This window comes from Parabacteroides sp. AM08-6 (assembly GCF_003473295.1).
In the GTDB taxonomy this organism is placed as follows: Bacteria; Bacteroidota; Bacteroidia; order Bacteroidales; family Tannerellaceae; genus Parabacteroides.
This window is the reverse complement of record NZ_QRMP01000038.1, coordinates 1-21,787: the sequence shown is the minus strand read 5'-3', so window position 1 is coordinate 21,787 and position 21,787 is coordinate 1. Positions and strand designations below refer to the sequence as shown.

Below are 21,787 nucleotides of genomic sequence, written 5' to 3'. Positions count from 1 at the left end.
TGTTCTTGCGTCCAAGACGCTGCGCCGACAGACCTGCTTCTTTTGCTATACTGTCAAAAGGAAACACAGAATGAAGCCTGCCAAGCTCACTCGCATTAAAACTTTTGCGATATTTTTCCAGAATATCGAACTCTGTAAAGCCCAAAGTTGGGTGAATTTCGGAAATATTTCGTATCTTAGCCATATCTTAGTTTGGATATTTCCCCCGTTTTGGCCGTCAAACCTTATTTTCGGGGGAATACCTAAAGATACAAAAAAGCCAACTAATTCGCAATACTTTAAGTATGAATTAGTTGGCTGATTTTAGGCTATTTAATGAATGTCCCTTTTTATAAAGATTCAAAACAATGGATTGTCCACTTTTTCTTTCAGTAAAGCCAAATCTACCACTTGCCGAATGTCGTCTACATAATGAAAAATCAGCCCTTTTAAATATTCAGGCTTAATTTCATCGATGTCTTTCCGATTCTCCCTGCAAAGAATCAATTCTCTAATACCGGCACGCTTGGCAGCTAAAATCTTTTCTTTAATACCACCAACCGGAAGAACTTTCCCACGCAAAGTTATTTCACCTGTCATCGCCAAATTCTTTTTCACCTTACGTTGCGTAAAAGCAGAAACTAAAGAAGTGACCATTGTAATACCGGCACTTGGTCCATCTTTCGGAATTGCCCCTTCCGGTACATGAACATGTACATTCCAATTTTCGAATAATTCTTCATTTATATTGAATAAAGCGGCATGAGCATGAATATATTCAAGTGCCAACATGGCAGATTCTTTCATTACATCACCCAGATTACCTGTTAAAGTAAGCTTGGCTCCCTTCCCTTTACTTAAACTGGATTCAACAAACAGAATCTCTCCACCAACCGCAGTCCAAGCTAAGCCTGTTACAACTCCGGCATACTCGTTTCCTTGATATTTATCACGTGTATATTCTATTGCTCCCAAATATTCATGCAAATCCTCCGGTCTAATTTGAGCAGGAACAGATTCATCCGATGCAATCTTACGGGCCAAACGACGCATGACTTTCGCGATTTTTTTATCTAATTCACGTACTCCGCTTTCACGCGTATAGAACTCAACAATAGCCTGCAGTGTTTTTTTCGGAAATTTCACCTTACCCTTTGGTATACCATGTATTTCCAATTGTTTCGGAACTAAATGACGAGCTGCAATTTCAACTTTTTCTTCCATGATATAACCACTTACCTCTATCAGTTCCATTCGATCTAATAACGGCTGAGAAATGGTATTCAGATTATTAGCTGTTGCAATAAACATTACTTTACTCAAATCATAATCGATATCCAGATAATTATCATGAAAGGTGTTATTCTGCTCCGGGTCAAGCACTTCCAATAAGGCTGCTGCAGGATCACCTTTAAAATCATTCGTCACTTTATCTATCTCATCAAGAATAAAAACCGGATTGGAGGTACCTGCTTTCTGCAAATTTTGTATAATACGTCCCGACATCGCACCAATATAAGTACGACGATGTCCGCGAATTTCCGCTTCATCATGTAAACCGCCCAATGAAACCCGGACATATTTACGATGTAAAGCTTCAGCAATAGACTTACCTAATGAAGTTTTTCCGACTCCCGGAGGACCGTACAGACAAATAATCGGAGATTTCATATCCCCTTTCAACTTCAATACAGCTAAATGCTCAATAATACGTTCTTTGACCTTTTCCAATCCGAAATGATCCCGGTCTAAAACCTTCTGGGCATGAGCTAAATTAAAATTATCCTTACTATATTCATTCCAAGGCAAATTAATGATAGTCTGCACATATTGCGTCTGGATAGAGAAATCCGGAGACTGAGGATGTAAACGTTCCAATTTACGTACTTCTTTCTCAAATATTTCAGCAACAGCTTCCGGCCACTTTTTCTTAGCGGCCTTTTCCCGTAATTCTCTTATTTCTAATTCATTGATATTACCACCTAACTCTTCCTGAATTGTTTTTATTTGCTGCTGAAGGAAATATTCCTTCTGTTGCTGATTGATATCTTCGTGCGTTTTCATTTGGATAGAAGCTTTTAATTCCACCAATTGATATTCACGATTCAAAATAAACAACAAACGATAAGCTCGATCTTTCAAATCACCAATCAGCAATAATTCCTGCTTTTCAGCAGAACCGCTTGGAATATTGCTGCAAGAGAAATTTATCAGATAAAGAATATTCTTATTATTCTTAATTGAAAATATCAAATCACGAGGAGGTTCCGAATTAGCACTCAACATTTTGATTGTTAAGTCTTTTATTGTAGAAATCAGAGCTTCGAATTCCCGATCGCTTTTATCCGGCATCACATCTTCCAAAATAGATATTTTCCCTACCAGAAAAGGCTCTGTATCTGTCAGTTCCTCCAGTTGAAAACGTTTTTTACCTTGCAAAATAACAGTAGTTGTACCATCCGGCATTTCCAATACACGAACAATATCCGCAATTACTCCGGTTGTATATAAATCATTAAAGCCCGGGTCTTCAGTATCCATATCCCTTTGGCATACAACACCAATAAGGCTTCTTTTATGAGAAGCTTCCTTTATTAATCGCATAGACTTTGTCCGCCCTACCATTACCGGCATAGCAACACCTGGAAATAATACCATATTACGAAGCGGTAATACAGGAATTTCATCACCTATCTTTTCTACCCCCTCGGTAAAGTCTTCATCCACATCACATTCTGTCAAAATCGGCATTACGATACCTATATTGTCATCCAAATCGTTGTACGACTCTTCCGCAAACATCGTTATTTTATCTCTCTTCATATATTCTCATCAATTGTACCAATTTATACAATAAACGTGCCAAAGTTACAGCTTTTAAGTCAATTATAAGTACTTTTGCACTATACATTATTAGTAAGTATGTCGAATCCTTATTTTCAATTCAAACAATTTACGGTTTGGCACGATAAATGTGCCATGAAAGTAGGTACCGATGGAGTTCTTTTAGGAGCTTGGGCTAATATTCAGAATTGCAGACATATTTTGGATATCGGTACGGGTACAGGGTTAATAGCACTTATGCTTGCGCAACGTTGCAATGCCCAAATTGATGCCATCGATATTGACAAGGAGGCTTGTGAACAAGCACGGGAAAATGTATCCTCCTCTCCTTTCTCCAACCGTATTCATATCAGCCATATTTCTTTCAACGAATATGCCTGTAGCTGTCTTTCAAAATACGATTTAATTGTCTCCAACCCACCTTACTTCGTTGATTCTCTGAAATGTTCGGAAGAAAAACGCCGTATGGCCCGCCATACAGATACGCTTCAACTAAATGATCTTATAAAATATAGCAATCAATTATTAGTAGCAGATGGACGTATCGCCCTAGTTTTACCATTCGAACAACTGGACATTTTGCAAACTATTTCTCTGAAAAACAAATTATATCCATGCAGAAAAACGAATGTTATCCCCAAACCTGAAGCAACCCCCAAACGCCTGCTCATCGAATTATCACACAAAATCATGCTATTACCAGATACCAGCAATCTGATAATTGAAAAAAGCCGTCATCAATATACTGACGAATATAAAGCCCTCACCCAGAATTTTTATCTAAAAATGTAAGGTAGTTTTTTATCAAAGAAACGGCTTACCTCCCCAAATAAATTTTGAACTTCTTCTGTAAAAGATACTGTTTCCGGGGTTAAAACATGAAGCGACTTTGGAATAATGGATATTTCAACCCGACTGTCTGCCATAATCGGTTCACCGTCCAAATGCATTACACCCGGTTTCTGCCGAATGATTGTAACAGATTCTCCCTTAAAAGTTTTAATTTTACTATTTCGATCTATCTGTTTTGTAAACAACTGAATAGCAAGAGGAGCTATATCCAACGGAGTAAAAGGCGATAGAATTGTAATATCCATCTTTCCATCCTGAATATTTGCATGCGGAGCTATAAAAGCATTGTTTCCATACTGAGAAGCATTGCCACAAGCTACCAAAAAGGCTTTTTCTTTAATAGTTTGATTATCTATAAGCAATTCATAAGGCTCCGGTCGGTAACTTAAATATTCCTCCACCGTATTTTTAATATAAGTAAGAGAGCCCCGACGTTTTTCACCCGCAAACTTCTGACTGACAGCCGCATCAAATCCGACTCCACAAGTACAAAAGAAAATGCGTCCATTAGCTTTACAGCAATCAATTGTCGATATATGTCCTTTCACTATCAAATCCAATGCCCGGCGGACATCCATTGGAATATGCAATTCACGCGCAAGCCCATTACCAGAACCTTTGGGAATAATGCCTAACACTGCATCAGAATGAATCATGGCACGAGCTATTTCATTTACAGTACCGTCGCCTCCCACCGCAATAATACATTTTACTCCTTTTTCGATAGCCTGGCAAGTTAGTTCACTCGCATGCCCCGGATATTCAGTAAAAGAGATTTCCAACGTATAATTATCTCCGGAAAATACCCGTTCTATCATTTTAGGTATCTTCCGCTTCGAGCCAACTCCGGAAATTGGATTAATTATAGCCTGTACATTGATTCTGTGTTCGTTCATTCTATTTATCACTTACTTTGAAGGGACAAAAATAATGCTTTTGTGAAACTTTTAAAGCATTTAGTCTACTATAAGTTATTTTTTTACTACTTTTGCAGCTGGATTTGGCGAAACATAAATATTATGTAGACGGCAGACCTGAATTCTTTTGAGAATAATAAAATAGCGAGAAAATCATTCTCTTTAATAATAATATGAAACTTTTACAAGAGAAACTATCAAAGTACGATGCCCCTCAGCGAGCTATGGCCGCGGGAATTTATCCTTACTTCAGAATGATTGAAAGTGATCAGGACACAGAAGTAATGATTAGTGGTAAAAAAGTTCTGATGTTCGGTTCTAATGCCTATTTAGGACTGACAAACCACCCGAAAGTAAAAGAAGCAGCTATCGAAGCCATAAAAAAGTATGGTACAGGATGTGCCGGTTCACGTTTCCTTAACGGAACATTAGACCTACATATCCAATTGGAAAAGCGTTTGGCCGAATTTGTCGGAAAAGAAGATGCCATTGTCTATTCAACAGGCTTTCAAGTGAATTTAGGAGTCGTATCCTGTATGACAGGACGTGAAGACTATATCATTTGGGACGAACTGGACCATGCTTCCATTATCGAAGGTCACCGCCTTTCATTCTCCACAAAATTAAAATATAAGCATAACGATATGGATTCGCTGGAGAAACAACTCCAGAAATGTGAACCGGACAAAGTCAAGCTAATTGTTACCGACGGTGTATTCAGTATGGAAGGCGATGTAGCCAAATTACCGGAAATCGTTGCTTTAGCTAAAAAATACAATGCTAGCGTAATGGTTGACGAAGCACACGGTTTGGGTGTATTTGGAGACCATGGACGCGGTACTTGTAATCATTTCGGTGTAGCCAATGATGTCGACCTGATTATGGGAACTTTCAGTAAATCATTTGCATCAATCGGAGGATTTATTGCTGCCGATGAATCTATCATCAATTATCTACGCCATCATTCCCGTTCTTATATCTTCAGCGCAAGTAATACTCCGGCAGCAACAGCCGCCGCAAACGCTGCACTTGATATCATGTTGAGTGAACCGGAACGTATCCAACATTTATGGGATTTAACTCATTATGCTTTAGATGGTTTCCGTAATATGGGTTGCGAAATCGGACATACTTCAACACCTATCATTCCACTGTTTATCCGTGATAATGATTTGACATTCCTGATTGTTAAGGAATTGTTTGAAGCCGGGATTTTCGTTAATCCGGTTGTCGCTCCGGCTGTAGCCTCTGAAGACACATTGATTCGTTTTTCATTAATGGCTACTCACACAAAAGAACAATTGGACTACGCTCTGGAAGCAATACACAAAGTTTTCAGAAATCACAACTTAGTGAAATAGAAACACTTCATAATTAATAAAAAAAAGGATGGGCAGGATTGTTCATCCTTTTTTTATCCACGAACAAACGTCTCACTTCTTTCGATATAATTCGCCAGTATTTGTTACGAACCAAATATTTGACTATTTTTGCGTAATTGTACATACAACAAATATATATTACCAAATAATGGATTTTAAATTAAATACAGGAAGTTGCTGCATGGGAAAAAAAGGATGCAGCAAGATACAAAATAATAAACTGAATACCTATGATTGGCTTTGCGATGTGCCTGATGCGGCAAATGCAACCGATTATGTTGAAGTTCAATTTAAAAACACTCGAAAAGGATATTACCTGAATAGCGCTAAAATCCCTTTGGAAAAAGGAGATATAGTAGCCGTGGAAGCAAGTCCGGGACATGATATTGGAACCGTCACCCTGACAGGAAAATTAGTCATTCTTCAAATGAAGAAAAATAATATTCGTACAGGTGAAGGAAATGAGCCAAAAAAAGTGTACCGCAAAGCAAAGCCAACCGATTTAGAAAAATACGAAGAAGCAAAAGCAAAAGAACATTCTACGATGATTCGTTCGCGTCAGATTGCTGCAGATCTCGGATTAAATATGAAAATCGGCGATGTAGAATATCAAGGGGACGGGAATAAAGCTATCTTCTATTATATTGCTGACGAACGCGTTGACTTTCGTCAATTAATCAAAGTTTTAGCAGAAGCCTTCCATGTCAGAATCGAAATGAAACAAATTGGCGCCCGTCAAGAAGCCGGACGTATAGGAGGTATCGGTCCCTGTGGGCGCGAGCTCTGTTGTTCAAGTTGGATGACCAGCTTCGTCTCTGTCGCAACCGGAGCTGCCCGTTATCAGGATATTTCTATGAATCCTCAGAAACTGGCCGGCCAATGTGCAAAGCTAAAATGTTGTATCAACTATGAGGTGGATGCCTATGTTGAAGCACAAAAACGTTTGCCTTCCCGTGAAGTTGTGCTGGAAACCAAAGATAATACATACTATCATTTTAAAACAGACATTTTTAAACGGGAAATCACTTACTCTACAGACAAATCGTTTGCTGCCAATCTGGTCACAATACCGGCTAGCCGTGCTTTCGACGTTATCAACATGAATAAAAAAGGGATGAAACCTGTTACACTTGAAGCTGATACCAAACCTCAGCCGCCCAAACGCGATGCTCAGGACATTTTAGGCCAGGAAAGTGTGACTCGTTTTGACTCCGTAAAGAAAAAGAAGAAAAAGCGAAATAATAACGGCAACAGCGAAAACGGAGGTAATAATTTACCAAAAGATGTAACTCCAAACAGCGAAGCCGGAAACAATAAACAAATCAATAAACGCCCGTCCAATAAAGAAAAAGGGAACGGAAACGATGAGAATAATAATTCCGGAAAAGAAAACGGCAATACCGGTAATCGTAACAACAATAACCGGAACAACCGGAGCCGTGAAAACAACCGGAACAAACAACGGACAAACAAGTCAAATAACGATAAGCAAACGAATAATGACAAACCTCAACAACAAGCTAAACCTGCTAAGCCGGAAAATAAGCCGGACGCAAAGCCAGAAGCTTAAAGGTATTATCATTGCAGCATTTGCGTCTTTCTTGTTCTTCTCCTGCGAAAAAACAGCTTTGTACGAACAATACCAAGCTATCGACAATACTTTGTGGGAGAAGAATAAGGAATATTATTTCACTTTTCAAGTGGAAGACATATCGATACCCTATAATCTATTTCTTGAAGTCCGCAACAACAATTTATATCCTTATCAAAACTTATGGGTATTTTGCAGCGAAGAATTGCCGGTCGGTCCGCTCAAACGTGATACCGTAGAATGTATGCTTGCTGATGATTACGGAAAATGGTACGGTCATGGCATATCACTCTATCAATCAAGTTTTCCTATCCGTTCCCAATATAAGTTCCCATATGCGGGCCAATATACATTCAGCTTCCGGCAAGGTATGCGCGACAATGGACTAAAAGGTATTCAGGAAATTGGATTCCGGATTGAAAAAACCTCTACGAAAACAGATGTACCTAACGTTCCCGCCGCGAAGCATCCAAACGTAGAAAAATAAAAAGCAAAATCGTAAATCCCCATAAGGAGGATCCCCCGTAACTGAAAAATGGTAACGGAATGCCGATAACGGGTGTCACTCCTATAACCATACCGATATTAATGGCTAAATGAAAGAAAAAAATCGATGCTACACTATAGCCATATACCCGGTTGAATGTGGAGGATTGCCGCTCCGATAATGCAATTAGCCGCAAAATAAGTATAGCAAATAATATAAGCACGACAGATGAACCGATAAACCCCTGTTCCTCTCCTACCGTACAAAAAATAAAATCAGTATCTTGCTCCGGCACATATTTCAGTTTTGTCTGAGTCCCGTTCAGAAAACCTTTGCCAGTCAGTCCGCCGGAACCAATTGCAATCTTGGACTGATTCACGTTGTAGCCGGCTCCACTCGGATCATCTTCCAGACCTAATGAAACCTTGATACGCACTTGCTGGTGAGGCTCTAAGATATCATTAAAAACATAATCTACCGAAAACATAAAAGCCAAGGATACTAAAGAAAACACAGCAATCATCACATAATGCCAAACCCAGTTTCGAACAGATAAGAATATCAAATAGAAAGAAACCCAGAAAATCAAGCCTATTGCTATCCAAGAATAATCTACCGGCATAAACAAAGATGTTATGTATCCACCTAAATAAGCCGTTATTGTACTTACTATCATAAATAGAACAGCACGTATATTTTTCTTTTCTACAAGAACCAATATCATAGTGATAAGAAGTATCAGGGAAGAAACAAGCATTTCCCCCAAAGCTGTCGTTCCCACAATAACTTCCGAATATTTCATTCCCACAACAAAGAAAATCACGGCACAAACTCCCGATAACAGTATATATCCGGACATACCTTCCCGGTAAAGCATCAGGAAAAAAGCCAGATAGACCAATGCTGATCCTGTTTCTTTCTGCAACAAAATACAGACCATGGGAAGAAATATTAACGCCAACGTCAATACAAAATTCCTGATTGTAGTCAGTTTAAATCCATACGTGTTTATCAACTTCGCAACAGCCAAAGCAGTCGCAAATTTAGCAAATTCAGCCGGTTGCAACCGAATAGGCCCTAACACAAGCCAAGAGTGGGAGCCTTTAATATTGGGTGCCAGAAAAATAGTCACGACCAATAATACGATTACTCCTACATAAATCAAATAAGCAAAAACATCGAAGAAATCACTCTCCAACATCAGGATTACGAATATCAGACCTACCGACAGCCCCATCCAAATCAACTGTGAACCGGGACGACCAGAAGGATCGAACAACCCCACATTATCGAATTCGTAACTGGCCCCGCATATGCTGAACCAACCGGCAACCACCAAGATAAGATACAACAAAATGGTAATCCAGTCTACCGTCTTCCATATTTCAGTCTTCCTATAACTCACGATCGGGTAATGATAAAATATTAGAGGTTATAACCGCATTCGACATAGCCTCTTCCAAAGCCTTGTCCTCTTCCGAGATTTCTCCTTTCAGATATTTCTCCATCATCAACTTTCCGATAGGTACACCGTAGACAGAACCAAAACCGCCATTTTCCACATAGACACAGATGGCTACCTTTGGATTCTGATAAGGAGCAAAACCAATAAAAGCAGAATGATCCTTTCCATGCGGATTCTCTGCCGTACCTGTTTTACCACAAACTTCTATTCCGGGAATAGCTGCCTTTGTACAAGTTCCGCCCAAAACCGCATCTCGCATACCATTCGCCACGATTTCATAATTTTTCCGTTCCACCATCGGATAACGTTTATTGGTATAAAGTGTATCCAACGGCGTATCCTGAATTTCCTTTACAACATGAGGGGTAATAAAATACCCCCGGTTCGCAATCGTAGCCGCCAAATTACAAATTTGCAACGGAGTAGCCAAGACCTCCCCTTGCCCGATTGCTATCGAAATAACCGTACTGGAATTCCAGCGTTTACCGTAATATTTATCATAATACATGCTATTCGGTATAAACCCTCTTTTCTCCCCCGGCAAATCTATGCCCAACTTATACCCATATCCCATCGATACCAGATAATTTTTCCATGTTTCAAGCGCATTCTGCACAGTCGGATACCGGCGACGGCTGTCCAGCATATCATGTAACCCCCAACAAAAATAGGAATTACAAGATGTAGCCAATGCATAAGTCACATTTAAAGGTGAAATATGACCGTGACAGGCCGGCTTTCCTCCTCGAAACGTATATCCATGCGCACACGTATACATCGTCTCCGTTGTGATAACTCCTTCTTGCAAGAATGTTAGGGCTTGTGTAGGTTTGAAAGTCGAACCGGGTGGATAATACCCCATAATTGCCCGGTTCAGCAAAGGCGTATCCGAATTTTTCTCCAACATTCTATGGCTCTTTCCCCGCAGACGTCCTACCAATAAACTGGGGTCATAGGAAGGAGAAGATACCATACACAATACTTCACCCGTTTCCGGTTCTATCATGACAATACTCCCCCGCTTATTCCTCATCAACTTTTCCCCCAAAGCCTGCAATTCCATATCAATCGAAAGTGTTAGGTTTTTGCCGGACACCGGTGCTATATCATGTGCTCCATCTTCATAACGTCCCTTTATACGTCCATGAGCATCACGAAGTAAAATTTCCACCCCTTTTACCCCCCGTAATTCTTTTTCATACGAAAGCTCCACTCCCGAACGACCGGAATAGTCACCCTGCAAATAATAAGGGTCTTTTTCCATATCACTCCGGTTCACTTCACCTACATTACCCAATAAATGCGCTCCGTAGGGATATTTATATTCTCGATTAGTCCGATTCTGGAGATAAAAACCGGGGAATTTATACAGCTTCTCCTGCAACACCCCGCATTCCTGCGCGGAAAGATGATTCATAAACACTTGTGGGACATAAGAAGAATAGCCCGGATTAAGTTTACGGTTTTTAATCTCGGCAATACGTTCCACAAATCGCTCACGGGTTATCCCAAGAATATTACAAAAATCAAGTGTATCAAATGGTTGAATTTCACGCATAATCAACATTACTTCGTAAGCCGGCTGGTTGTAAACAAGTAATCTACCGGTACGGTCATAAATAATGCCACGTGAAGGAATCAATGTCTTTTTAAAAAACGCATTACTATCAGCCCATGCTTTATAGTCATTATTCATTACCTGAAGGAAGAATAAACGAGCAATAAAGACGAGAACCAACAGGACTACAGCACCACCTATCACATAGCGCCTGTTCTCAAGTGCATACTTTGCATTAATCTCCACTTTTCTGGGGTTCTATATTAAATGCTTCAACTGTACAAATCAACAAAACCGTCGTTATCACACTGGCTCCAATCCGGATAGCCAAAAACAACGGATCGAAAAACGTAAGAGATTCTATCAAAAAAAGTGCCACATGGTGTATAAACACGAACGATATCACATACCTGAAAAAACCTCCATAGCCAAATGTCCGGAAAGAAGGGAAAATGCCATCCGGCAAATCTTTACCTTCAAAAAAGTTTATCAGCGACTGACGGGTAAAACCGGCCAACGTACAAGCTGCGGCATGCATTCCGGGCGTATTGGAAAAAGTATCGATAACCAGCCCTATCAGAAACGAAAAAAAGAGCACATTCGTTTGTGATGTTCCTACCGGTATCTTTATTATAAAATACAGATACAGGAAAGGAGTGGCAATACGCAAAAAATGAATATTATTCAGTATCAGGACTTGCACCAATACCAATACCACAAAATAAATGATACCACGCAGTATGTTGTTAATCATTTTTCTTCGCCTCCCGCTCCGTACTTAATTGTTCCGCTTGCCGGTAATTACGAATCACACGCACATTATTCAATGTATAAAAATCCGTAGCCAGTTCCACCTCCAACGAATAGAAATTATCATCGTTCTGCTTCTCGAAATCCACCACTGTACCGACGATTATGCCTGCCGGAAATACGGCAGAATAACCACTCGTCACAATCGTATCTCCTTTCTGAAATTCCACATGACGCGGAAGTCCGTCCAATCGGGCATACCGGGCATTTCGCCCATTCCAACTTAACGAACCGAAAAAATTACTTCCGAGCAACTTGCAACTTAATCTGAATTTAGGATTCAGAAGAGGAATAATAACAGAGAAACAATCGGAAACAGTCGAAACAATCCCTACCACTCCCCGTTCGGAAACAACTCCCATATCCGGTGCAATTCCATCCTTACGCCCTTTATTTATCGTGATATAATTGGACAAATGCGAAACACTGTTGTTCACGACATCCGCCATAACAAAACTATACGAAAAACCTTCATCCGTGGAATCCGGAACGAATCCGACAAAGCTTACAGTATCCGCCCGCATCATATCCAACTGATCCTGTAACTTCAACAGTTCCATTTCAAGCTGTCCGTTACGCTCAAGCAACTCCTTGTTTATATCCCGAAGATTCAGATAAGAGGTTACAGCCCCCGAAACAGATGCGATATGCCCCGTTATTACATTTGCCGAACTGAACATGATGTTCCTCTGATACGCACTATTACGATAAATCAGAGTGAACGAAATGATTTCCAGCAAAATGAATAAGAACCAATGTCTCTTTCTGATTAAAAAATCAAGGAGCTTTCGCATATAAATAATATGACAATTATTCCATATACCAATATGTCAACCTACAAATGTCCCCACTCTCAAATGGCACATTTACAGGTTGACACATTCGCATATTCTTATCGTATCAGGAAATTAAATTTATCGATATTCTTCAAAGCAATTCCGGTACCTCTGGCTACAGCGTGTAAGGGATCGTCAGCCACACGGAAGTCAATACCCATTTTATCCTTGAGACGTTTGTCTATACCACGCAATAAAGCCCCGCCACCAGCCAGGTAAATACCGTTCTTCACGATATCAGCATATAATTCGGGAGGCGTTTGCTCCAGTGCACTCAATACGGCAGCTTCAATCTTCGAAATAGATTTATCCAGGCAATGCGCAACTTCCTGATAAGAAACCGGCACTTTCATCGGGAGTGCAGTCATTTGATTCGGGCCACAGACCTCAAAATCTTCAGGAGCTTCATCCAAAATACTTAATGCAGAACCCACATTTATTTTAATACGCTCAGCCATACGTTCGCTGACACGAATATTATGTTGACGGCGCATATATTCCACGATATCATTTGTAAGGTCGTCACCGGCCATTTTTATAGACTTATTGGAAACAATCCCTCCTAATGAAATCACGGCAATTTCAGTTGTTCCCCCACCGATATCCACAATCATGTTTCCTTCAGGAGCCAACACATCCATTCCGACTCCGATAGCAGCAGCCATCGGTTCGAAAACCATATAGACTTCGCGACCGCCGGCATGTTCAGCGGAGTCACGTACTGCACGAATTTCCACTTCCGTACTTCCCGACGGAATGCCGATAACCATTCGAAGCGAAGGGGCAAACCAGCGTTTCCGTCCGCTAGCCATTTTAATCAACCCACGCATCATCTGTTCGGCCGCATAGAAATCTGCAATAACTCCTTCGCGAAGCGGACGCACCGTACGAATATTCGGATTCGTCTTTTCGTACATTTCGCGGGCTTGGCTTCCTACCGCCAACACCTTCTCGGAGCGGGCATCGAGCGCGATAACCGAAGGCTCGTCCACTACCATCTTATCATTGCAAGTTATAATGGTATTGGCCGTTCCCAAGTCCATTGCCAGTTCTTGTGTGAAAGAAAATAATCCCATTCTTTTGAATTCTGAATTGAGGATTATGAATGATGAACCCAAAGATGCAAATTCCCGTCATTCATCATTCATCATCCATAATTAACAATTAATGTTTAAAATGACGGACCTTAACGGCCATCAAAGTAGTTAAAGATTGCAGTATCATAACCGGAAGAAACGGCAAATGCTTCTTTTGCAAACCATTTACGTTCCTCGATTGTCGTTTCTGCACCTTTCTCATTCAGCAACTTCATAAACGGCTGATACTGAGATTTAGATGCGACAATCACCACATCTTTAAAGTTCTTAGCTGAGGCACGGATAAGGGAGATACCACCTATATCTATCTTTTCGATAATCGCCTGTTCTTCCGCACCGGAAGCAACTGTTTCCTCAAAAGGATACAGGTCGACAATTACTAAATCTATTTCAGGAATTTCATATTGAGCAATCTGAACCTGATCGCCTTCATTGTCACGACGAGTCAGAATACCGCCGAATACCTTCGGATGAAGCGTTTTAACACGGCCTCCCAAAATGGAAGGATAACCGGTCAAATCTTCAACAGCATCACAAGGAAGACCTAGTTCTTCTATAAACTTCTGAGTTCCACCAGTTGACACAAAACTGACACCTTCACGGTGGAGCTTCTTTAATATTTCGTCTAATCCATCTTTATGGTATACAGATACCAATGCACGTTTAATACGTTTTGTTGCAGCCATCTTTGTTCGGTTTGTTTTAATGTTTTAGAGCACAAAAGTAGGGAAATATTTTCAATGATACATATTAATGTACGAAAATATTTCCCTACTTTCGGCTTCCCGATAAAGAGGTCACAAATCCCGACACACTCCGGTCATAATTCTTCTATCGTATCGTCGATAATGTCCTCATTTTCTTTTTCATCTTCCACCGTATCTTTCAGTTTCTGAACATCGTTGGATGTATAGTCATCCGTCAATACGGAACGTGTTGAGAGAGTCTCATTTTCAAGCTCCGAACTCTCATCCCATAATGTTTTCATTATTCCAGCCATATTATTTGTGTTTTTAGTGATTCATACAATGATTCAACAAATAAAAGCAGACATTTGTTCCATATCCGCAGAAACTCAAATAAATTCAGGTAGAATATTAGGAGTGGGAGCATGTCTAAACTATCTTTGCAAGTGCCTTCCATCCCATTCCGGATGTCCTTTAGAAAGGCAGAATCCGTTTCTCATATTATTCTTTCTACAATTATTGAAAGTAAAAAGCACAATTGTTATTTTTACTTTCAACAATTATGTTTTTTATATTCAAAAATTGTGGAAAGTAAATTTACAAAGCAGGAATCTTACGACAGGTAGTATCTTTTTCACAAAAAGGAAAGCCGCTTTTTCTCTTTTACATAGGAGAAAAAGCGACTTTTACCTCATCAATATCCGAATCCGGTCTTACAACCACTCGCTCATGAAAGCATCCATCTCGGCAGCGTGTTCTTCAAGGCTTTGCAACAACTTGAACTGAGCTTTTGTACGGATAAGGTTGTGTTTGGGACTGTGTATTTTATAATAAGTATCACCATTGATATAGTCCGTCAGGAAACGCACAGTCTGCATATAAGTCAGCAAACGGCCACCATAAGGAAGCAAACGGATTTCCGTAGGAGTCAAGAACGATTTTGCTTTCTCCATATATCCACGGGTATAGGCTTTGAAAATATCCATGTTGACATTTACATTATCCAGATTCTCATCATCCTCAGCACCCGTATTGGCACCCGTACGGATAAAGTCACCGATATCGGAAAGGACAAAACCGGGCATTACTGTGTCCAAATCAATAACACAAAGCACTTTATTGGTTTCCGTATCGAACATCATATTGTTAACTTTCGTATCGCAGTGGTTCGTCCGTTTTTTCAATTTGCCTTCGCGGTAGAGACGTTCCTGAATACACATGGCTTCAGCACGTTTCTCAATCTCATCGACAAGTTCTTTCACTTCGTCCAGACGGCCGGCGGCATTGGCCTGAAGAGCTTCATGGAACTGCTGGAGGCGAAATTCCATATTATGGAAATTCGGTATTGTTTCGCCCAACTGCCCTTCGGGAATATCCGCCAACATGGACTGGAAATCACCGAAAGCCTTTCCCGCTTCATAAGACAACTCGGGATTTACTTCTTCATAGCTTATACTATTGGGAATGAATAAACATACACGCCAATAGCTGTCGCCATCAAAATAATACAGTTTACCATCCTTCGTTGGCAAAAAAGTCAGTACCTTGCGGTCAATATCTGTTTCGCCTTTTTCTTCCAGTTTTTTCCGGATGTGTGAAGTGACGATATGAATGTTATTCTGCAACATATCCACATTGGTAAATATCAGGTGATTGATGCGTTGCAGCACATATTTGATTTCGCCTTTTTCGTTCGTTACTTTTAGCGTATCGTTAATGTGTCCGTTTCCGAAAGGTTCGGCGGAAACTACTTTTTCTTCCAGTTGAAACCGGCTGAGAATGTCTAATAATTGTTCTTTCGTTTTTGTCATGGTACTTAGTTTATTTGACAATTTATAAATTAACTATGCAAAAATAGGAATATCTTTGTATTAAAAAAATAGTTCGCAACATCTTATTTCTCCAATAGCTTACAGGATGTCCGGGCACAAAAAAAGGCCATCCTCCTTAAAGGACAGCCTTTTTTTATAGCTTTTCAATTGTCAACTAAACATTGCCAATTACTTTTTGTTGCGGTTACCGTAGCGGCTCATGAACTTATCAACACGTCCTGCAGTGTCAACGAGTTTAGACTTACCTGTATAGAACGGGTGAGAAGTGTTAGAAATTTCGACCTTTACCAATGGATATTCAACACCATCGATAACGATAGTTTCTTTTGCATTGATAGTGGAACGAGTGATAAACGTATCTTCGTTCGACATGTCCTTGAATACTACAGGACGATAGTTCTCAGGATGAATTCCTTTTTTCATTGCTTTCTTATCTTATTAGTTTAAATTCTATTTATTAGTTTGGTAACCGGTAAATTGGCTTGCAAAGGTATGGATTTGCATCAAACTAACAAAGATTTTCCAACTATTTTTTCCGTACGTGCCACTTTTGTGTTATTTTATATGCTACAAAGCATCATGTTAGCGGATAGTTATTATCTTTGTGGCAAATTTTTAATCATTAACGTAATAACAAATACAACAATGGTAAATTACAAAGATTTAGGTCTGGTAAACACACGTGAGATGTTTGCAAAGGCCATCAAAGGCGGATATGCAATTCCTGCTTTTAACTTCAATAACATGGAACAGATGCAGGCTATCATCAAGGCTGCTGTAGAAACAAAGTCTCCGGTTATCCTGCAGGTATCCAAAGGTGCTCGCCAGTATGCAAATGCTACTTTACTTCGTTATATGGCACAGGGTGCTGTAGAATATGCAAAGGAATTGGGTTGCCCGAATCCTCAGATTGTTCTTCACCTGGACCATGGTGATACTTTCGAAACTTGCAAAAGCTGTATCGATTCAGGTTTTTCTTCTGTCATGATTGACGGTTCTCATCTTCCGTATGAAGAAAACGTAGCATTGACTAAGAAAGTCGTAGATTACGCTCATCAGTTCGATGTAACTGTTGAAGGCGAACTTGGTGTGTTGGCAGGCGTTGAAGACGAAGTTTCTTCCGACCATCACACTTATACAGACCCTGAAGAAGTGATTGATTTTGCTCATCGTACAGGTTGTGATTCTTTGGCTATTTCAATCGGTACTTCTCACGGTGCATACAAATTCACTCCGGAACAGTGCCACATCGACGAAAAAACCGGTAAGATGGTACCTCCTCCTCTCGCATTCAACGTATTGGATGCTGTAATGGAAAAACTTCCGGGATTCCCTATCGTACTGCACGGTTCTTCTTCTGTTCCTGAAGAAGAAGTTGAAACTATCAACAAATATGGTGGTGCACTGAAAGCCGCTATCGGAATTCCTGAAGAAGAATTGCGTAAGGCTGCCAAGTCTGCCGTTTGCAAAATCAACATCGACTCAGACTCTCGTCTGGCTATGACTGCTGCAATCCGTAAGACTTTCGCTGAAAAACCGGCAGAATTCGACCCACGTAAATATTTAGGTCCGGCTCGTGATAATATGGAAAAGCTGTACAAGCACAAAATTATCAACGTATTAGGTTCTAACGACAAACTTTAATCCAAAAGGATTTAACGATAAAAAGGGAACGCTCGTCACAGAACGTTCCCTTTTTCATTCATACAATCTCATCTCCTACAAGGTTATTCTTCATTTTCCTGCTCTTTCTCAAATAGCCGGAGTAAGCCATATTCAAAATTCTCGTACAACAAACTTTCTCTCAAGACACGTCCTTCCCTGTTCAGAGTTTCATAATGAGGAATTCCGTTGAAATGGAACAGTTCTCTCAAATAATGATAGTCGCTTGCGGGAATACGGTAGCAATCTTCATCTTTCAAATTTGCCTCCACGTATTTCACATAATCCTGCTCAGGCGATTCGTCATCACTGGTGATAAAGATAAAATCAATATCTTTATGGTTCCTGTATTTTTTACGTAATTCGGCAGACCTTTCAATACCTCCCCGGCAAGGTGCACAAGTAGTAGCCCAAAAGTCGACCATCAGGTATTTTCCTTTATATTTATCTGCTATTTTAGTAAAGATTTCTTTCCCCCTTCCCTCGGATAATAAAAAACTTCCGCTTTTATCGGAATAAATCTTGTCGTACATATAATCACATTCTTCACTTAGAAATGGTATAGATAGATTTGCTTTTACACTTTCGATGAATCGTTTGGATAAACTTTCATCTCTTAACGACGACATCCGATAGTTTGAACTTCTCACCTGCGCAATCTGTAAAGCAAACGGAATTTTATCTGTTGGCAGAAACTCCTTCAAACGATTGACAGCCTGTTCGTTTTCATTCAATATCGAACTAACCCGATCCGTATCACTCTCTACAACCCTTTTATAACCACGAGAAGAAAAGAATTTCATATATTCAAACCTGTTAATGAATGTACTGAAACGATTACAAGCCATCAGGGTATAATCATCCAGAGGCATTTCTTTCAAAAAATCATAATAAGAGTCGTCTTCCTCTATTTTCAGCACCTGATTAGTCGTATCTTCCAGAGACATATACCAACGCATATCTGTAAAATCAAACATATTAACGGCATATTCCATTAAAGCCGAATTACGGAGCATACGGGCAGCTTTAGGTGAATAATTGTCTGCTGCAATAATAGAATCCGCCATATTTTTCCATTTGGAAAGAATGGGACTTCTTTTTTGACGGTATTGCTCGGGAGTCAGTTTTTTCTGGTCATTGCGGACTTCATAATCGTATTCGAACAGCTCTCGTGTCTTACTATCTCCCCGGCAAATAGAGGCAGATTCTCCCATATAACAAATACCTTTAATCAGGGCGGAATAGTCATGTCCGCGATAATAATCCAGCATACTTTCGTAATCGAGATAAACAGTCAGCTTTTGTCCGGGTTCCAGATAAAATGGAATCCGGATGTTGTTGATATACATATATAATGAAACCGGATGTTTCAACGCCAATTTACAATCGAAACGTCCGTCCGGGTGAATTGCGATAACAGTAGGAAAATCTTCCCTTGTAGCCTCGTTTCCCAAATAAACCATTCCGGTTGAAAAGCCAAGCCTCGAATCATATCCTCTCAAGTAACCCTGTATATAAGCTGTATCCGAGCGAAAGAAATCGGTAAAATCTTCATCAGAGGGAGTTGGCTTTAATTGATTGTTCGGTCCTTTCCCACACAGAATATCAAGATTTTGAGATGAAATCCGGCAAAGTCCGTCTTTCTGAGGATTAAATGTCAATTGGCTGGTTCCGGTTTTATTTTCCAATGTTACTAAATAACGTTTCCCTTTCTTTTGAATCTCTTTATATGTCCATAAATCGTTTTGATAAATAACCAGAGAGTCGTAGAGTCCGACTATCCACTCATTATTGCCATCCTGTGTTATCCAATTTCCTCGTATTCCATCCAAATTCTTTATGCTTTTAGATTTATCCGGAACCAATGATATTTCGAAAGTCTTCCAATCGCAGCCCGGATCAATCCAATTGATACAAGTAGTAGTGGAAGGAAGTGGCGGATAAACCATCACAAAGTCCATCTCCCCCGAATCCGGGAAATACGTTTCTTTACCAAATTCCATTCCTATCATACGGTCCGAATAATATTTATTTCCGGTCGCCACATCTTCTATATAAAGGTCCGAACCAATGGATATCCACCAATGGGGATGAAAGACAGCATGGACATGCAAGTTTGTCGCTTCTTTTGTCCGTTCAATCTTTGTGATGGTCAAAATACTACTTGCACGTGTCTTGTAGGAGGGGTTCTCAATAACCGTTTGAGCACAAAGGCTTTGTAGCAAGAATAGGAGAAGTCCGATTGTGGTATATTTCATAATATTGATTTTTAAACTTATGACTACAAATGTATATTTAAAACCCGAATAAACAAGGTTTTACTCTATTTTTATTCTTTAATATCTCCCGTCAAGAAATAAAAAAGGGAACGCCGCTAACGGACATTTCCCTTTTTCATTCATATATCCCATCTCCTATAGGTTATTCTTTATTTTCTTGTTCTTTCTCCAATAGCTGGAGTAAGCCATATTCAAAACTAAAATACGACAAACTTTCTCTCAAAACACGTCCTTCCCTATTCAGTGTTACATAATGGGGAATTCCGTTGAAATGGAACAGCTCTCTCAAATAATGATAGTCGCTTGCAGGAATACGGTAGCAATCTTCATCTTTCAAATTTTCTTCTACGTATTTCACATAATCCCGCTCCGGCGACTCTTCTTCACTGGTGATAAAGATAAAATCAATATCTTTATGGTCCCTGTACTTTTTACGTAACTCCGCAGACTCTTCAATACCTCCCCGGCAAGGTCCGCAAGTGGTAGCCCAAAAGTCGACCATCAGGTATTTTCCTTTATATTTATCCGCGATTTTAGTAAAGATTTCTTTTCCCTTTCCTTCAGGCAATATGAAACTTCCGCTTTTATCGGCATAAATCTTGTTATACATATTATCGCATTCTTCACTCAAAAACGGAATAGAAAGATTTGCTTTTAAACCTTCGATGAATCGTTTAGACAACTCCTCCTCTTCTAAGAACGACATTTGGTAATTTAAACTTCTTACTTGCGCAATTTGTAAAGCAAACGGGATTTTATCTGTTCCCAAAAACTTCTTCAACAGATTGGCAGCCTGTTCATTTTTTTTCAACATCAAACCAGCCCGGTCTACATTCTCCCTTACAACAACCAAGCTACGAGGAGAAAGAAGGTCCATATATTCGAATCTGTTAATGAAAGTACCAAACTGCCCACATGCCAACAATGTATAATCGTCCAAAGGCATTTGTTTCAAAAAATCATAATAAGAATCGTCCTCCTTTACTTTCAGTACTTGATTCGCGGTATCTACCATAGCCTCATATTTACGCATTCCCAAAAAATCAAGCATATTCCCTGCATGTCGCAAGAGAGCCGAATTACGGAGCATACGGGCAGCTTTGGGTGAATAATTATCTGCCCGGATAATAGAGTCCGCTATATTTTTCCATTCGGCAAGGACAGGACTTCTTTTTTGACTATATTGTTCGGGAGTCAGTTTTTTCTGGTCATTTCGAACCTCATTATCGTGTTCGAATAAATTCTGTGTCTTAGCAATCCCCCGGCAAATAGAAGCCGATTCCCCCATGTAACATAAATCTTTTACGAATGTTGCATTATCCCAAGTACGCACATAATCCGTCAAACTCTCATAATCGACAAACACAGTAAGTTTTTGTCCGGGTTCCAGATAAAAAGGGATTCTGCCATTACAAATATACATAGATAATGAAACCGGATGTCTCAATAGCAATTTACAGTCGAAACGCCCGTCCGGATGAATAGTCACGACAGTGGGGTAATCATCTCT

Annotated in this window: 17 protein-coding genes and 2 pseudogenes; 5 read left to right on the top strand and 14 right to left on the bottom strand. The window is 39.9% G+C overall.

Going from position 1 to position 21,787, the window contains the following annotated elements:
• A pseudogene (locus tag DW103_RS18515) lies at window positions 1–184 on the bottom strand (DDE transposase); the annotation flags it as partial.
• Between the two features lie 155 nt (window positions 185–339).
• Window positions 340–2,802 (bottom strand): endopeptidase La, encoded by a 2,463-nt coding sequence (gene lon / locus DW103_RS16285; protein ID WP_122278055.1) that lies wholly within the window; start codon window positions 2,800–2,802, stop codon window positions 340–342.
• Between the two features lie 99 nt (window positions 2,803–2,901).
• Here lon and DW103_RS16280 point away from each other — a divergent pair, with 99 nt between their 5' ends.
• A complete protein-coding gene (locus tag DW103_RS16280) occupies window positions 2,902–3,615 on the top strand; it encodes a tRNA1(Val) (adenine(37)-N6)-methyltransferase (RefSeq protein ID WP_122278053.1) in 714 nt (237 codons plus the stop codon).
• Here DW103_RS16280 and DW103_RS16275 read toward each other — a convergent pair.
• Entirely contained in the window at window positions 3,600–4,571 is a 972-nt protein-coding gene (locus DW103_RS16275; RefSeq protein WP_122278051.1) for a diacylglycerol kinase family protein, read from the bottom strand. The genes DW103_RS16280 and DW103_RS16275 overlap by 16 nt on opposite strands.
• 194 nt (window positions 4,572–4,765) lie before the next feature.
• Here DW103_RS16275 and DW103_RS16270 point away from each other — a divergent pair, with 194 nt between their 5' ends.
• The 3 genes from DW103_RS16270 (at window position 4,766) to gldH (ending at window position 8,052) form a co-directional block, all read left to right on the top strand.
• The gene (locus tag DW103_RS16270) at window positions 4,766–5,953 is read left to right on the top strand and encodes a pyridoxal phosphate-dependent aminotransferase family protein (RefSeq protein WP_122278049.1); all 1,188 of its coding nucleotides are present in this window, start codon (window positions 4,766–4,768) and stop codon (window positions 5,951–5,953) included.
• 169 nt (window positions 5,954–6,122) lie between these two features.
• The gene (locus DW103_RS16265; protein ID WP_122278047.1) at window positions 6,123–7,544 is read left to right on the top strand and encodes a regulatory iron-sulfur-containing complex subunit RicT; all 1,422 of its coding nucleotides are present in this window, start codon (window positions 6,123–6,125) and stop codon (window positions 7,542–7,544) included.
• Complete coding sequence (gene gldH / locus DW103_RS16260; RefSeq protein ID WP_122278045.1) at window positions 7,474–8,052, top strand: gliding motility lipoprotein GldH; 579 nt, start codon at window positions 7,474–7,476, stop codon at window positions 8,050–8,052. Before DW103_RS16265 ends, gldH begins: the two co-directional genes overlap by 71 nt.
• Here the strand turns inward: gldH and rodA are convergent.
• From rodA to DW103_RS16215, 9 genes and pseudogenes are all read right to left on the bottom strand, one after another.
• Window positions 8,012–9,457 (bottom strand): rod shape-determining protein RodA, encoded by a 1,446-nt coding sequence (rodA, locus tag DW103_RS16255; RefSeq protein WP_122278043.1) that lies wholly within the window; start codon window positions 9,455–9,457, stop codon window positions 8,012–8,014. The two genes, gldH and rodA, sit on opposite strands and share 41 nt — an antisense overlap.
• Entirely contained in the window at window positions 9,447–11,321 is a 1,875-nt protein-coding gene (gene mrdA / locus DW103_RS16250; protein ID WP_122278041.1) for a penicillin-binding protein 2, read from the bottom strand. Before mrdA ends, rodA begins: the two co-directional genes overlap by 11 nt.
• A complete protein-coding gene (mreD, locus tag DW103_RS16245; protein WP_122278039.1) occupies window positions 11,311–11,829 on the bottom strand; it encodes a rod shape-determining protein MreD in 519 nt (172 codons plus the stop codon). The genes mrdA and mreD overlap by 11 nt, the downstream gene beginning before the upstream one ends.
• Window positions 11,822–12,679 carry a rod shape-determining protein MreC gene (gene mreC, locus DW103_RS16240; protein WP_122278037.1) on the bottom strand — a complete coding sequence of 286 codons (858 nt, stop codon included), beginning with the start codon at window positions 12,677–12,679 and terminating at the stop codon, window positions 11,822–11,824. Before mreC ends, mreD begins: the two co-directional genes overlap by 8 nt.
• Before the next feature lie 98 nt (window positions 12,680–12,777).
• Window positions 12,778–13,797: a rod shape-determining protein gene (locus tag DW103_RS16235; RefSeq protein ID WP_122278035.1), complete on the bottom strand. Its 1,020-nt coding sequence runs from the start codon at window positions 13,795–13,797 to the stop codon at window positions 12,778–12,780.
• Window positions 13,798–13,910: 113 nt separating this feature from the next.
• Window positions 13,911–14,504 (bottom strand): annotated as a pseudogene (locus DW103_RS16230) (bifunctional phosphoribosylaminoimidazolecarboxamide formyltransferase/IMP cyclohydrolase PurH); the annotation flags it as partial.
• A 134-nt stretch (window positions 14,505–14,638) separates the two neighbouring features.
• The gene (locus DW103_RS16225; RefSeq protein WP_122278031.1) at window positions 14,639–14,818 is read right to left on the bottom strand and encodes a hypothetical protein; all 180 of its coding nucleotides are present in this window, start codon (window positions 14,816–14,818) and stop codon (window positions 14,639–14,641) included.
• A gap of 399 nt (window positions 14,819–15,217) precedes the next feature.
• Window positions 15,218–16,315 carry a phosphotransferase enzyme family protein gene (locus DW103_RS16220; protein ID WP_122278029.1) on the bottom strand — a complete coding sequence of 366 codons (1,098 nt, stop codon included), beginning with the start codon at window positions 16,313–16,315 and terminating at the stop codon, window positions 15,218–15,220.
• Between the two features lie 189 nt (window positions 16,316–16,504).
• Window positions 16,505–16,759 carry a type B 50S ribosomal protein L31 gene (locus DW103_RS16215; RefSeq protein ID WP_122278026.1) on the bottom strand — a complete coding sequence of 85 codons (255 nt, stop codon included), beginning with the start codon at window positions 16,757–16,759 and terminating at the stop codon, window positions 16,505–16,507.
• 222 nt (window positions 16,760–16,981) lie between these two features.
• Here DW103_RS16215 and DW103_RS16210 point away from each other — a divergent pair, with 222 nt between their 5' ends.
• Complete coding sequence (locus DW103_RS16210) at window positions 16,982–17,980, top strand: class II fructose-bisphosphate aldolase (protein WP_122278061.1); 999 nt, start codon at window positions 16,982–16,984, stop codon at window positions 17,978–17,980.
• Window positions 17,981–18,063: 83 nt separating this feature from the next.
• Here DW103_RS16210 and DW103_RS16205 read toward each other — a convergent pair whose 3' ends face one another.
• Together DW103_RS16205 and DW103_RS16200 are read right to left on the bottom strand one after the other, a co-directional pair.
• The gene (locus DW103_RS16205; protein WP_122278024.1) at window positions 18,064–20,256 is read right to left on the bottom strand and encodes a TlpA disulfide reductase family protein; all 2,193 of its coding nucleotides are present in this window, start codon (window positions 20,254–20,256) and stop codon (window positions 18,064–18,066) included.
• Window positions 20,257–20,419: 163 nt separating this feature from the next.
• The coding region (locus tag DW103_RS16200) for a TlpA disulfide reductase family protein (protein WP_147381229.1) at window positions 20,420–21,787 on the bottom strand (1,368 nt) is incomplete at its 5' end.

What these genes read in the sequence shown, in the direction of transcription:
- DW103_RS16225 (WP_122278031.1), bottom strand. Translation starts at nt 14,818, where the DNA reads ATGGCTGGAATAATGAAAACATTATGGGATGAGAGTTCGGAGCTTGAA.
- DW103_RS16210 (WP_122278061.1), top strand. Translation starts at nt 16,982, where the DNA reads ATGGTAAATTACAAAGATTTAGGTCTGGTAAACACACGTGAGATGTTT.
- DW103_RS16265 (WP_122278047.1), top strand. Translation starts at nt 6,123, where the DNA reads ATGGATTTTAAATTAAATACAGGAAGTTGCTGCATGGGAAAAAAAGGA.
- DW103_RS16270 (WP_122278049.1), top strand. Translation starts at nt 4,766, where the DNA reads ATGAAACTTTTACAAGAGAAACTATCAAAGTACGATGCCCCTCAGCGA.
- DW103_RS16205 (WP_122278024.1), bottom strand. Translation starts at nt 20,256, where the DNA reads ATGAAATATACCACAATCGGACTTCTCCTATTCTTGCTACAAAGCCTT.
- mreD (WP_122278039.1), bottom strand. Translation starts at nt 11,829, where the DNA reads ATGATTAACAACATACTGCGTGGTATCATTTATTTTGTGGTATTGGTA.
- mreC (WP_122278037.1), bottom strand. Translation starts at nt 12,679, where the DNA reads ATGCGAAAGCTCCTTGATTTTTTAATCAGAAAGAGACATTGGTTCTTA.
- DW103_RS16215 (WP_122278026.1), bottom strand. Translation starts at nt 16,759, where the DNA reads ATGAAAAAAGGAATTCATCCTGAGAACTATCGTCCTGTAGTATTCAAG.
- DW103_RS16280 (WP_122278053.1), top strand. Translation starts at nt 2,902, where the DNA reads ATGTCGAATCCTTATTTTCAATTCAAACAATTTACGGTTTGGCACGAT.
- DW103_RS16220 (WP_122278029.1), bottom strand. Translation starts at nt 16,315, where the DNA reads ATGACAAAAACGAAAGAACAATTATTAGACATTCTCAGCCGGTTTCAA.
- lon (WP_122278055.1), bottom strand. Translation starts at nt 2,802, where the DNA reads ATGAAGAGAGATAAAATAACGATGTTTGCGGAAGAGTCGTACAACGAT.
- gldH (WP_122278045.1), top strand. Translation starts at nt 7,474, where the DNA reads ATGACAAACCTCAACAACAAGCTAAACCTGCTAAGCCGGAAAATAAGC.
- DW103_RS16235 (WP_122278035.1), bottom strand. Translation starts at nt 13,797, where the DNA reads ATGGGATTATTTTCTTTCACACAAGAACTGGCAATGGACTTGGGAACG.
- DW103_RS16275 (WP_122278051.1), bottom strand. Translation starts at nt 4,571, where the DNA reads ATGAACGAACACAGAATCAATGTACAGGCTATAATTAATCCAATTTCC.